At 68.4% G+C, this 12,986-nt stretch carries 13 protein-coding genes; 12 read left to right on the top strand and 1 reads right to left on the bottom strand.

Features of this window, described 5'->3' with window-relative positions:
• Positions 1 to 75: 75 nt before the first annotated feature.
• Positions 76 to 1,641, bottom strand: a complete 1,566-nt coding sequence (locus BB334_RS11690; RefSeq protein WP_068808672.1) for a type IV pilus assembly protein FimV — start codon at positions 1,639 to 1,641, stop codon at positions 76 to 78.
• Positions 1,642 to 1,845: 204 nt separating this feature from the next.
• Here BB334_RS11690 and BB334_RS11685 point away from each other — a divergent pair, with 204 nt between their 5' ends.
• From BB334_RS11685 to trpC, 12 genes are all read left to right on the top strand, one after another.
• Positions 1,846 to 2,400, top strand: a complete 555-nt coding sequence (locus BB334_RS11685; protein ID WP_068808934.1) for a DUF2889 domain-containing protein — start codon at positions 1,846 to 1,848, stop codon at positions 2,398 to 2,400.
• A 247-nt stretch (positions 2,401 to 2,647) separates the two neighbouring features.
• Positions 2,648 to 3,808 (top strand): ADP-forming succinate--CoA ligase subunit beta, encoded by a 1,161-nt coding sequence (gene sucC, locus BB334_RS11680; RefSeq protein WP_068808671.1) that lies wholly within the window; start codon positions 2,648 to 2,650, stop codon positions 3,806 to 3,808.
• A 12-nt stretch (positions 3,809 to 3,820) separates the two neighbouring features.
• Positions 3,821 to 4,714 carry a succinate--CoA ligase subunit alpha gene (gene sucD, locus BB334_RS11675; RefSeq protein WP_068808670.1) on the top strand — a complete coding sequence of 298 codons (894 nt, stop codon included), beginning with the start codon at positions 3,821 to 3,823 and terminating at the stop codon, positions 4,712 to 4,714.
• Between the two features lie 89 nt (positions 4,715 to 4,803).
• The gene (locus tag BB334_RS11670) at positions 4,804 to 5,538 is read left to right on the top strand and encodes a PP2C family protein-serine/threonine phosphatase (protein ID WP_068808933.1); all 735 of its coding nucleotides are present in this window, start codon (positions 4,804 to 4,806) and stop codon (positions 5,536 to 5,538) included.
• 45 nt (positions 5,539 to 5,583) lie between these two features.
• On the top strand, positions 5,584 to 6,288 hold the full coding sequence (locus tag BB334_RS11665) for an FHA domain-containing protein (protein WP_068808669.1): 705 nt from the start codon (positions 5,584 to 5,586) through the stop codon (positions 6,286 to 6,288).
• 128 nt (positions 6,289 to 6,416) lie between these two features.
• Complete coding sequence (locus BB334_RS11660) at positions 6,417 to 7,184, top strand: 3',5'-cyclic-nucleotide phosphodiesterase (protein ID WP_068808668.1); 768 nt, start codon at positions 6,417 to 6,419, stop codon at positions 7,182 to 7,184.
• Positions 7,185 to 7,244: 60 nt separating this feature from the next.
• Positions 7,245 to 7,943, top strand: a complete 699-nt coding sequence (gene rpe / locus BB334_RS11655) for a ribulose-phosphate 3-epimerase (protein ID WP_068808667.1) — start codon at positions 7,245 to 7,247, stop codon at positions 7,941 to 7,943.
• Entirely contained in the window at positions 7,940 to 8,617 is a 678-nt protein-coding gene (locus tag BB334_RS11650) for a phosphoglycolate phosphatase (protein ID WP_068808666.1), read from the top strand. The genes rpe and BB334_RS11650 overlap by 4 nt, the downstream gene beginning before the upstream one ends.
• 247 nt (positions 8,618 to 8,864) lie before the next feature.
• Complete coding sequence (trpE, locus tag BB334_RS11645) at positions 8,865 to 10,337, top strand: anthranilate synthase component I (RefSeq protein WP_068808665.1); 1,473 nt, start codon at positions 8,865 to 8,867, stop codon at positions 10,335 to 10,337.
• 179 nt (positions 10,338 to 10,516) lie between these two features.
• Complete coding sequence (locus BB334_RS11640; protein ID WP_068808664.1) at positions 10,517 to 11,083, top strand: aminodeoxychorismate/anthranilate synthase component II; 567 nt, start codon at positions 10,517 to 10,519, stop codon at positions 11,081 to 11,083.
• A gap of 47 nt (positions 11,084 to 11,130) precedes the next feature.
• Entirely contained in the window at positions 11,131 to 12,171 is a 1,041-nt protein-coding gene (trpD, locus tag BB334_RS11635) for an anthranilate phosphoribosyltransferase (protein WP_068808663.1), read from the top strand.
• Positions 12,171 to 12,959: an indole-3-glycerol phosphate synthase TrpC gene (trpC, locus tag BB334_RS11630; protein WP_068808662.1), complete on the top strand. Its 789-nt coding sequence runs from the start codon at positions 12,171 to 12,173 to the stop codon at positions 12,957 to 12,959. The genes trpD and trpC overlap by 1 nt, the downstream gene beginning before the upstream one ends.
• The last annotated feature ends 27 nt before the right edge of the window (positions 12,960 to 12,986 follow it).

The following is a 12,986-nucleotide window of genomic DNA, read 5'->3' as shown; positions in this document are numbered from 1 at the left end:
CACCACCTGCGGGGGGAGTGCGGCCTCGAGGCCGAGTTCGTCGACCTCGACAATCCGGTCTGAACAGGCGCCGGCTCAGGCCTCTGGCTGCTCCTCCGGCAGGGGCAGCGGGCCGAGATCGAGATCGAGCATGGCCGAGAGCAGCAGGATGTCGTCGACCACCGCGAGCGGCAGTCCTTCGCGCTTGCCGCCGCGGTTGTCGCGCAGCAGGCTCTGCAGGTAGACCTGGCAGGACCGCGTGCCCCACAGTCGCGCCACCTGGCGCATGATGTGAGGCAGGGCCTCGAGCGAGATCGGCGACAGGCGCGACAGCGCGTAGTCTTCCCACGCCACCTCGCGGACGTTGAAGGTCTGGTGCAGGCGGCGGGTCAGCTCCTCGAACTCCGCGCGCATGCCTGCGGCGCGATACACCTCGAGCAGCTTCAGCCAGGGGGTCACCGCCTGCTTCGGGTGGCGGTGGATGAACTCGGCGAGGGTGTCCGCCGCGCCCTGCACGCGGCCGAAACTCAGCATGATGTTGGCCAGCTCGATCGCCGAATCCTGCTCGGTGATGGCGTCGTCCTCGACCTCGATCGGTGCGATGCGCTGGCGCGGGTCGTCGAGCATCTGGGTCGGTTCGATCGGCGCGTCAGCACGCGCCGGCGAGGCGTGGGCGACAGCCATCGTGGACTCGTCCGCCGGCACTGCGGCAGCGTCTCGACGTCGGCGTCGCGCGAGCAGCAGGCCGAGTCCGAGCAGCGTCATCGCGCCGGCGCCGTACCATGCAGTCGGTCCGCCAGCGACTGCGGCGGGGGCGGCCGGTCGGGCCGCGCCGGCGGCGAGCGACGCAGCCGGCTTCGCGCTCGCGAACGCAGCTTCGCCCGATGCTTCATTGAAGGCTACCTTCTGCCCGAGCGCCTTGCCGCGCGCCATCAGTTCGCCCTGCATCGCTTCGAGCTGGCGGATGCGGGTCTGGAGCGCCAGCTCGGTCTCGATGCTGCGATCCAGGGCGGCGCTCAGTGCGGCCTCCTGGGCGGCAGTGTCGATCGCGCCGAGCGCCACGGCGCTGCGGCCGAGCGCGGCAACGCGCACCGGCTCCTGCGGTACCGCGCGCGCCGGCGCCGATGGTTTCGCTGGGGCCGCCGGGCGTGCATGGGGGCGTCCGTTTGTGCCGGCGCTGGGTACGGCCCTTCGTGAAGTCTCTGCGCGAAAGCCGGGCGCGGGCGCATGTGCGCGCGGTGCACGCACGGCTGGCGCAGGTGCCGGTCCGGCCGCCACCGGGTCGCGCTCGAAGGGCAGCAGCAGCACATACTCCTTGCGCAGCCGGGTTCCGCAATTGTCCTCGATCGCCATCATCAGCGCGGGCTCGTTGGCCGCGGCGGGCGAGCTCACGAGGACGCGCGCCTGGGTGCCGCTGCCGAGGACGTCGATGCGGCCCTCGCGCAGCCAGGGCAGTCCGCGATCGCCCGCCGGCGCGGCGAGCCGCAGGCAGCCGGCGACCTCGGTTGCGCTCGCGCCCGGGGCACTGATCTCGGCACGGAAGGGTTCGCCAAGCGCCGACACTTGCCTGGCCTCGCCGAGGGTAACGGCATGGGCGAGGCCCGCGGCGCCGAAGCAGGTGGCGGCGACCAGGGTGGCGAGGGAGGTCCTGTTGTTCGTCATGATCGGTCTGTGCCGCTGGCATTGCATGTCATGTCGCGGTTGTATCAGAGTCGTCCGACCCCTTCCAGCGCCCGGGGGCAAATCCGGGCAGAGTAAACGCCGCACCGTGAAGCAGTCCTCGCATATCGGCACCGGCGGGCATCGTGGGAGCCTCGCGCGGATCGGTTATGATCGCCTCCCAGACATACGCAAGCGTACGTGACGATGCCTCTTCCGCCTTCAACTGCTCCCCGCCAGCGCGCCCATGTGCGCCGCCTCGAACTCGAGGGTTTTGTCCGCGAGGACGGGCTGCTCGAGATCGAGGCCTCGCTGACCGACGTCAAGGACATCGACTATCCGCTCGAGTCCGGCCTGCGGGCCGCGGGCGAACCGATCCATCTTCTGCGGGTGCGGGTCACCGTGGATGCGGCGTTCAACATCGTCGACGCGGTCGCCTGCTCGGATGCCGTGCCCTACCCGGGCTTCTGCGACACCATCGGCCCGGCCTATCGCCGGCTCATCGGCCTCAACCTCGTGCGCGGCTTTCGCAGCCAGGTCGGGGAGATGTTCGGCGACGTGCGCGGCTGCACGCACCTGACCGAGCTGCTCATGTCGATCCCCACCACGGCGATCCAGACCATGGCCACCTTCCGCCGCGAAGCCGACGCCAGCCCGCACAAGCCCTTCCAGCTCGATCGCTGTCACGCACTGGACACCACGGGCGAGGTGGCGCGGCGCTACTATCCGAAGTGGTATCGCGGTCGGTCGGGCGCTGCCTGAGGCCAGGCGCGAGGCGCGCTTCGCCACCCAAACAACGGCTTGAATGCGGTTATAATCCGCCGATCTTGCGACAAACCCCAATTGCATCGGGGTGTGGTCGCGAGGGGAGGCCGGGCAGTGCGTCCCGGCGGGCGGTGGCGGACGGCGGTCGAGGGAGACGACGCCTGCCGTGGAGCGGCGCTCCGAACCGTCCCATCAACCTGTTCGCGGCGGTGCTTGCCGTCGTGACTTTGATCCAAGGGCAACCATGAAGATCCATGAGTATCAGGCAAAAGAACTACTGAGAAAATTCGGCGTCGTTACGCCGCGCGGCTTCCACTGCGTTTCCGTCGATGGCGCGGTCAAGGCCGCCGAGGAACTCGGCGGCAAGGTCTGGGTGGTGAAGGCCCAGATCCACGCCGGCGGCCGCGGCAAGGGCGGTGGCGTCAAGCTCGCCCGCTCGCTCGATGAAGTGCGCCAGCACGCCAGCGACATCCTCGGCATGCAGCTCGTGACCCACCAGACCGGCCCTGAAGGCCAGAAGGTGCGCAACCTGCTGATCGAGGAAGGCGCCGACATCAAGAAGGAATACTACGTCGCCGCGCTGACCGACCGTGCCACCCAGAAGGTCGCACTCATGGCTTCCTCCGAAGGCGGCATGGACATCGAGGAAGTCGCCCACAGCACGCCCGAGAAGATCATCAAGGTCTTCGTCGACCCGCTCGTCGGCCTCACCGACGAGCAGGCGCTCGAACTGGCGAAGGGCATCGGCGTGCCGGAAGGCTCGCTCGACAAGGCGGTCGACGCCTTCAGGAAGCTCTACACCTGCTACATGGAAACCGATGCCTCGCTGGCGGAGATCAACCCGCTGATCCTCGAGGGCAACGGCAACATCAAGGCCCTCGACGCCAAGTTCAACTTCGACTCCAACGCGCTCTATCGTCACCCGGAAATCGTCGATTTCCGCGACTTCGACGAGGAAGACGCCGACGAGATCGAGGCTTCCAAGTTCGACCTCGCGTACATCTCGCTCGACGGCAACATCGGCTGCCTGGTTAACGGCGCCGGTCTGGCGATGGCCACCATGGACACGATCAAGCTGTTCGGCGCCGAGCCGGCCAACTTCCTCGACGTCGGCGGCGGCGCGACCACCGAGAAGGTCACCGAAGCCTTCAAGATCATGCTCAAGAACCCCAAGGTGAAGGGCATTCTGGTCAACATCTTCGGCGGCATCATGCGCTGCGACACCATCGCCACCGGCGTCGTCGCCGCGGCCAAGGAAGTGCATCTCTCCGTCCCGCTCGTGGTGCGCATGAAGGGCACCAACGAAGACCTCGGCAAGAAGATCCTCGCCGAGTCGGGTCTGCCGATCATCACCGCCGACACCATGGCGGAAGCCGCGACCAAGATCGTCGCTGCGGTCAAGTAAGGAGAGTTGCGAATGTCCATCCTGATCAACAAAGACACCAAGGTCATCACCCAGGGCATCACCGGCAAGACCGGCCAGTTCCACACCGAGAAGTGCATCGAGTACGCGAACGGCAAGAACTGCTTCGTCGCCGGGGTGAACCCGAAGAAGGCCGGCGAGAAGGTCCTCGACGTGCCCATCTTCGGCTCGGTCAAGGACGCCAAGGAAGCGACCGGCGCCACCGTGTCGGTGATCTACGTGCCGCCGGCCGGCGCCGCCGACGCGATCTGGGAAGCCTGCGAGGCCGACCTCGATCTGGCGATCTGCATCACCGAAGGCATTCCGGTCCGCGACATGCTGGTCGTGCGCAACAAGATGAAGCAGAAGGTCGCAGCCGGCGGCAAGGAAACCCTGCTGCTGGGTCCCAACTGCCCCGGACTGATCACGCCCGACGAGATCAAGATCGGCATCATGCCCGGTCACATCCACAGGAAGGGTCGCATCGGCGTGGTGTCGCGTTCCGGCACCCTGACCTATGAAGCCGTCGCCCAGCTCACCGAGATCGGCCTCGGCCAGTCCTCCGCGGTTGGCATCGGCGGCGATCCGATCAACGGCCTCAAGCACATCGACGTGATGCGCATGTTCAACGACGATCCGGACACCGACGCGGTGATCATGATCGGCGAGATCGGCGGTCCCGACGAAGCCGAAGCCGCGATGTGGTGCAAGGAGAACATGAAGAAGCCGATCGTCGGCTTCATCGCCGGCGTCACCGCTCCGGCCGGCAAGCGCATGGGCCACGCCGGTGCGCTGATCTCCGGTGGCGCGGACACCGCCGATGCCAAGCTCGCCATCATGGAAGAGTGCGGCTTCACGGTGACCCGCAACCCGTCCGAAATGGCCAAGCTGTTGAAGGCCCTGCTGTAATCCTCGATCCGATCCGATCGTGACCGAGCGCCGGCGAGTCCGGCGCTTTTTCTTCTGCGTCGATTCCACGCGTGGCCGGGGTGAGCGAGATGGCGATTGCGAGCAGGACCGATTGCGGCCGGGTGCGCAGCCGCAACGAGGACGCGCTCGGCCTCGATGCCGCGCGCGGCTGGGCCGTGCTCGCCGACGGCGTGGGCGGCCATCCCGGGGGCGACGTCGCCGCGCGGGTGGTGGTCGACGCGGTGCTCGCGCGCCTCGCGGCGGATGCCGCCGACGCCGACGATCCGGCGCTTGCAGAGCAGGCGCTGCGCCGCGCGGTGCATGACGCTCATCTCGGCCTGCTGCGCGAAGGGCGGCGCATGCCGCTGCTCGCGGGGATGGGATCGACGGTGGTCGCCGCGATCTTCCTGTCGCACCAGGTGGTGTGCGCCCATGTCGGCGATTCGCGACTCTACCGCTTCTCGGATGGCCGGCTGGCGCGCCTCACGCGCGACCACTCGCTGCTGCAGGAACGCCTCGACGCCGGTCTCGACGTGGCCGAGGGCGGTCCGCTCGCAGGGATGCTGACCCGCGGGCTGGGCGCGGGGCTGGCGGTCGTCCCCGAGCTCGGGCGCCATCCGGTACTGCCGGGCGACCGCTTCCTGCTGTGCTCCGATGGCCTCACCGACATGGTGTCGGACGCGGAGATCGGCCAGGTGCTGGCCACCGCGCCGACGGCGGAGGTGGCCGCCGACCGGCTGCTCGGGCTCGCGCTCGACCATGGCGGCGCGGACAACGTGTCGCTGATTCTCGTCGAGGCGCCGGCGGTGCACAATGACGATTGACGGGGCCGCCGGCCCCACCCTTTTTTCCCTCAAGGCGTGCATCGAATGCCGAAGTTGATCCTCAGCATGGACGGTCTGGTGCTCAAGGAGATCGTGCTCGACAAGGAGCGCACCACCATCGGCCGTCGCAGCGGAAACGACATCCAGATCGACAACCTCGCCATCAGCGGCGAGCATGCGGTCATCACCTGCATCCTCGACGATGCCTTCCTCGAGGACCGCAACAGCACCAACGGCACCTACGTGAATGGCCAGCCGGTCAAGAAGCACGTGCTGCGCAACAACGACGTCGTCGAGCTCGGCAAGTACCGCTTGAAGTTCCTCGCCGACGCCTCCCTGCCCGGGCTGTCGCCGTCGGAGATGGTGCAGACCGCCGCCCTCAAGCCCTTCGATCTGTCGCCGACCGCCGACCTCGGCGTCGCCGCCGCGACGACCAGCACCCAGCAACTGGCGACCGGGGTGCTCGAGCGCGGCGCCGCGGTTGCCGGTTTCGGCGTGCTGCAACTGCTCAGCGGGCCGAACGCGGGTCGTGAACTCGAGCTCGGCAAGCCGCTGACCACTCTCGGCAAGGCCGGCGGCTCGGTCGCAGTCGTCAGCCGGCGGCCCGAGGGCTACTTCCTCAGCCACGTCGAGGGCGAGAATCCGCCCCTGGTCAACGGCCAGCCGCTCGGGCCGCGCGCTCAGGCCCTTGCCGAGCGCGACATCATCGAGATCGCGGGGGTCAAGATGGCCTTCTTCCGACGAGGCTGAACCCAGCTGCGGGGCGTGACCGGCTGCACATCCGGGGCGCACCCGGCGGTGCTATCGTTCTTGTTCGAAGATACTGAGACGATGCAGGCGCCGGGTGCCCGATGATGGGGCCCGCGCCCGGAATTTCGATGAAACTCACGGTGCTCGGATGCAGCGGTGGAATCGGCGGGGCGCAGGCGCGCACCACCGCGTTCCTGATCGACGACGACGTCCTGATCGATTGCGGCACCGGGGTGGGCGAACTCGAGCTCGACGCGCTTGCGCGCCTCGACCACGTCTTCCTCTCTCACGCCCATCTCGACCATATTGCCGCGCTGCCGCTGCTGATCGACTCGGTGGGCGACCTGCGCAGCACGCCGATCACCATTCATGCCAGCCCGGAAACCCTGCACATCCTGCGGACCCATGTCTTCAACTGGCTGATCTGGCCCGATTTCAGCGTCCTGCCCGCGCCCGAGCGCCCCTACCTTCGGCTGGAGCCGCTCGCCGTCGGCGAGAGCCTGGCGCTCGACGGACGCCGCTTCACCGCCCATCCCGCGCTGCACACGGTGCCCGCGGTGTCCTACTGCATCGACAGCGGCTCGGGCCAGCTCTTCTATTCGGGTGATACCGCGACGTGCGCGGCGCAGGTCGCGGCGATCAACCGCCAGCCCGCGCTGCGCCACCTGATCGTCGAGACCGCCTTCCCCGACGCCCAGCGTGACCTCGCCGCCGCCTCGCGCCACCTGTGTCCGGCCACCCTCGGCGAGATGCTCGCCGCCCTCGAGGTCAGCCCCGAGGTGCATGTCAGCCACCTCAAGCCGGGTGTCGGCGAGCTGATCATGGAAGAGATCGGCGCGGCCGCCGGCCGCTTCGCGCCGCGCGCGCTTCGTCAGGGGCAAGTGCTCGAGTTCTGAGGCCGCGTCGGCGCGGGCAGAGGGTAGAATCCGCACTCGATCACCTCTTCGGAGTGCCGCATGTTCCGCATCGCCCCCAGCATCCTGTCCGCCGACTTCGCCCGTCTGGGCGAGGAAGTCTCCCGGGTCATCGCCGCCGGGGCGGACTGGGTTCATTTCGACGTCATGGACAACCACTATGTCCCGAACCTGACCATCGGCCCGCTGGTGTGCGAGGCGATCCGCCCCCACACCGAGGCCCCGATCGACGTGCACCTGATGGTGAAGCCGGTCGACCGCATCATCCCCGATTTCGCCAAGGCGGGCGCCGACATCATCACCTTCCACCCCGAGGCGTCGGAGCACATCGACCGCAGCCTGGGCCTCATCCGCGAAGCGGGGTGCAAGGCGGGGCTGGTGTTCAACCCTGCCACACCCCTGGGCCACATGGACCACGTCATGGACAAGCTCGACGTGGTGCTGCTGATGAGCGTGAACCCCGGCTTCGGCGGTCAGAAGTTCATCCCCGAGACGCTCAACAAGCTGCGCGCCGCGCGCGCGAAGCTCGACGCCTACGAGGCGGTCAGCGGCCGCCGCATTCAGCTCGAGATCGACGGCGGGGTGAAGGTGGACAACATCGCCGAGATCGCCCGCGCCGGGGCCGATACCTTCGTCGCCGGTTCCGCGGTGTTCGGCGCCGGTCGCGAGGAGGATCCCAACCGCTACGACAGCGTGATCGCCGCGCTGCGCGCCGAACTGGCGCAGGCGGGTGCGGCATGACGGCGCTGCGCTACCCGGTGCGCGCGGTGCTGTTCGACCTCGACGGCACCCTGCTCGACACCATCGTGGATCTCGCCGAGGCGGCGAACCGCACCCTCACCGAGCTCGGCCGGCCGCCGCGCAGCCAGGAGGAGGTGCATGGCTTCGTCGGCAAGGGCATCCCCCATCTCGTGCGGCGCTGCATGACCGAGGGCACGAGCGCCACCGAGGCCGAGATCGAGCGCGCGGTCGATGTATTCCGCGGCCACTATGCGGTGGTCAATGGCGAGTGCACCCGCATCTACCCGGGGGTGATCGACACCCTGCAGGCGATGCGCGCGGGCGGGCTCCGGCTGGCGGTGGTGACCAACAAGGCCGAGGCCTTCACTCTGCCGCTGCTCGAGCGGGTCGGCATCGCCCATCACTTCGACGCGGTGGTCAGCGGCGACACCCTGGCGGTGAAGAAGCCCGACCCGGCAGTGCTGGTCCATGCCTGCGGTCTGCTCGGCGTGGCGGCCGACGAGGCGCTGATGATCGGCGACTCCGCCAACGACGCGCTGGCCGCGCGCGGCGCGGGCATGCCGGTGCTGCTGGTGACCTATGGGTATTCGGAGGGGGTGCCGGTGGACACTATCGAATGCGATGGGCTACTATCGAACGCACTACAGGCGCTGGACCGCATCGCTCCGGCGTGAGCCGCGCACCCCCCGTCAGGACTCCATCGAAGAACGCATCGTGACGCTCGCAAACCGGGTTTCGGACCGCTTCCCCGCCACCGCTCCCTCCGCCCAGCAGGCCTGCTGGCGGGGCGGCTGGCGCTGGCCTCTGGGCCACTGAGCACATCCCACCCTCGCGGGTGGCTGGCCGCCCCGCCCGCACTCAGGCGCCGGCCCGGACCCGCAACAGCACCGTCCGAACCGAATCGTTTTACGTGGAGCGTCCATGCTCGAACAAGACTTCAACGCCCTCGCCGCCGAGGGCTACAACCGCATCCCGGTCACCCTCGAGACCTTCGCCGATCTCGATACCCCGCTTTCGATCTACCTCAAGCTGGCCAACGAGCCCTACACCTACCTGCTGGAGTCGGTGCAGGGCGGCGAGCGCTTCGGCCGCTATTCCTTCATCGGTCTGAGTTCGCCCACCCGCATCGAGGTCTATGAGCGTTCAGCCCTGCTGCTGACCGGCAACCGCCTCGTCGAACGGCGCGACTACGGCGACCCGCTGAACTTCGTCGCCGAGTTCATGAACCGCATCAAGGTGCCGCCGCGCGAACACCTGCCGCGCTTTGCCGGCGGCCTGGTCGGCTGTTTCGGCTACGACACGGTGCGCTACATCGAACCCCGCCTGGCGAAAACCGACAAGACCGACACCCTGGGTACGCCGGACATCCTGCTGCTTCTGTCCGAGGAACTGGCGATCGTCGACAACCTCAGCGGCAAGCTGACCCTGGTCGTGTATGCGGAGCCCGAGGTGCCGGGTGCCTTCAAGCGCGCCCAAAAGCGCCTGCGCGAGCTGCTCGCACGCCTGCGCGCGCCGGCGAACATCCCGCAGGAGTCGCGCGCCGAGTCGGCGCCGGCGGTTTCGAGCTTCGGCGAGGCGGCCTTCAAGGACGCGGTGCGGCGCGCCAAGCAGTACATCGTCGATGGCGATGTCATGCAGGTGGTGCTCTCCCAGCGCATGAGCAAGCCCTACGCCGCCAGCCCCATGGCGCTCTACCGCGCGATCCGCTCGCTGAACCCCTCGCCCTACCTGTTCTACTTCAATCTCGAGGACTTCCATGTCGTCGGCGCCTCGCCCGAGATCCTGGTGCGGCTCGAGGACGACAACGTCACCGTGCGGCCGATCGCCGGCACCCGCAGGCGCGGCGCGAACCTGGCCGAGGACCTGGCGCTCGAGAAGGAGCTGCTCGCCGACGAGAAGGAACTCGCAGAGCACCTTCAGCTGCTCGACCTCGGCCGCAATGACGCCGGCCGCGTGTCGCAGGTCGGCTCGGTGAAGGTCACCGAGCGCTTCAGCGTGGAGCGCTACTCCCACGTGATGCACATCGTCTCCAACGTCGAGAGCCGGCTGCAGGAGGGGCTCGACGCGCTCGCGGTGCTGCGCGCGACCTTCCCCGCGGGCACCGTGTCGGGGGCACCGAAGGTGAGGGCGATGGAGATCATCGACGAGCTCGAGCCGGTCAAGCGCGGCATCTATGCCGGCGCGGTCGGCTATCTCGGCTTCCACGGCGACATGGACCTCGCGATCGCGATCCGCACCGCGGTGGTCAAGGACGGCCAGATCCATGTCCAGGCCGGCGCGGGCATCGTCGCCGACTCCGACCCCGATTCGGAATGGCAGGAAACCCAGAACAAGGCGCTGGCCATGCTGCGCGCGGCGGAGATCGCCGAGGGCGGGCTGGACACGCGGTTTTGAGCGGCGGGCGTGCGGCGCACGGGGGCGCGATGTCGAGGGCGCCCGCGCGCATTGCGGTGGTCGTGCGGTGAATGCTGCACAGCATCCGACCGCACGGCAATAATCATTCGATCGCGAGACCCCCGGGCCCGGACAGGCGCATGCGCGCCCGCTCCGCCGTCCGAACAGGAACAACGACCATGCTGCTGATGATCGACAACTACGACAGCTTTACCTACAACCTCGTGCAGTACTTCGGCGAACTGGGGGCAAAGGTGAAGGTGTTCCGCAACGACGAGATCACCCTCGAACAGATCGCGAACCTCCATCCCGAGCAGCTCGTCATCTCTCCCGGGCCCTGTACCCCCGCCGAGGCCGGCATCTCGGTGGCGGCGGTCCGCGAATTCGCCGGCAAGCTGCCGATCCTCGGCGTCTGTCTCGGCCACCAGAGCATCGGCGCGGCCTTCGGCGCGCGGATCGTCCATGCCCGGCGGATGATGCACGGCAAGACCTCGCCGGTGCACCACACCGATAGCGGCGTCTTCCGCGGCCTGCCGAACCCGCTGGTCTGCACCCGCTATCATTCGCTCGCGATCGAGCGCGAGAGCCTGCCCGACTGCCTCGAGATCACCGCCTGGACCGACGACGGCGAGATCATGGGCGTGCGTCACAAGACGCTCGAGGTCGAAGGCGTTCAATTCCATCCCGAGTCGATCCTGACCGAGAACGGCCACGATCTTCTGCGGAACTTCCTCGAACGGCGCTGAGACAGCGTTTTCGCGTCGCACTTGAGCTGAATGCAAGGACCATCCAGATGAGCATGATCACGCCGCAGCAGGCACTGCAACGCACCATCGAACACCGCGAGATCTTCTACGACGAGATGCTGTCGCTGATGCGCCAGATCATGGACGGCGAGATCTCGCCGGTGATGACCGCCGCGATCCTGACCGGCCTGCGGGTGAAGAAGGAGACCATCGACGAGATCACCGCCGCCGCCACGGTGATGCGCGAGAAGTCCACCAAGGTGGTGGTGCCGCCGCCACACGAGCACTTCCTCGACGTCGTCGGCACCGGCGGCGACGGCTCGAACACCTTCAACATCTCGACCACCACGATCTTCGTCGCCGCCGCTGCCGGGGCGCGGGTCGCCAAGCACGGCGGCCGCGGCGTGTCGTCGAAGTCGGGTGCGGCGGACCTCATCGAGGCGCTCGGGGTCAATCTGAACATGAGCCCGGAGCAGGTCGGCGAGTGCATCGAGGCCACCGGCATCGGCTTCATGTACGCGCCGGCCTACCACAGCGCGATGAAGAACGTCGCCCCGGTGCGGCGCGAGATGGGGGTGCGCACGATCTTCAACATCCTCGGCCCGCTCACCAACCCCGCCGGCGCGCCCAACACCCTGCTCGGGGTCTTCCACCCCGACCTCGTCGGCATCCTGGCGCGGGTGATGCAGCGCCTCGGCGCCGACCACGTGATGGTGGTGCACGGCCTGGACGGCATGGACGAGGTCAGCCTCGGCGCCGCCACCATGGTCGGCGAGCTGAAGAACGGCGCGGTGCGCGAGTACGAGGTGCATCCCGAGGACTTCGACCTGCCGATGGCGAGCAGCCGCAACCTGCGCGTCGAGGACGCCGCCGAGTCGCGCGAGGTGGTGCTCGGCGTGCTCGACAACAAGCCCGGTCCGGCGCGCGACATCGTCGTCTTCAACGCCGGCGTGGCGCTGTACACCGCCAACCTGGTCGGTTCGATCGAGGAAGGCGTCGGCCGCGCGCGCGAGATCCTCGCCTCGGGGGCGGCGCGCGCCAAGCTCGACGAGTTCGTGCGATACACCCGTCGTTTCGGGGGGGCGTGATGAGCGACATCCTGCAGAAGATCTGTGCGACCAAGGTCGAGGAGGTCGCCGCCGCGCGCGCCACGAGGCCGCTCACCGTGGTGCGCGCCGAGGCCGAGGCCCAGCCCGCGCCGCGCGACTTCGTCGGCGCGATCCGCGCGCGGCACGCCGCCGGCCGTCCGGCGGTGATCGCCGAAATCAAGAAGGCGAGCCCGTCCAAGGGCGTCATCCGCGCGGACTTCCGACCGGCGGAGATCGCCGCGGCTTACGAGCGCGCCGGCGCCGCCTGCCTCTCGGTGCTGACCGACCGCCAGTATTTCCAGGGCGCGCCCGAGTACCTGCAGGCGGCGCGTGCCGCCTGCGCGCTGCCCGCGCTGCGCAAGGACTTCCTCGTTGACCCCTGGCAGGTGCACGAGGCGCGTGCGATGGGGGCGGACGCGATCCTGCTCATCGTCGCCAGCCTGGACCTCGCGCAGATGCAGGAGATGGAGGCGATCGCGCGCGACTACGGCATGGCGGTGCTGGTCGAAGTGCATGACGGCGACGAGCTCGAGCTCGCGCTGCAGTTGCAGACGCCGCTCGTCGGCATCAACAACCGTAACCTGCGCACCTTCGAGGTCTCGCTGCAGACCACCCTCGAACTGCGCCAGCGGGTGCCGGCCGAGCGCATCGTCGTCACCGAGTCGGGCATTCTTGCGCCCGAAGACGTCGCCTTGATGCGGGACAACGCGGTGCAGACCTTCCTCGTCGGCGAGGCCTTCATGCGCGTGGCGGATCCGGGCGAGGGCCTTCGCGCCCTGTTCGGCTGACTTCCGATGCGTGCGCCGCCCGCTCCC

The organism is Thauera phenolivorans (assembly GCF_001696715.1).
GTDB classification, from domain to species: domain Bacteria; phylum Pseudomonadota; class Gammaproteobacteria; order Burkholderiales; family Rhodocyclaceae; genus Thauera; species Thauera phenolivorans.
Note: the sequence above shows the minus strand (reverse complement) of the source record. Positions and strands in the feature narration are given on the sequence as shown.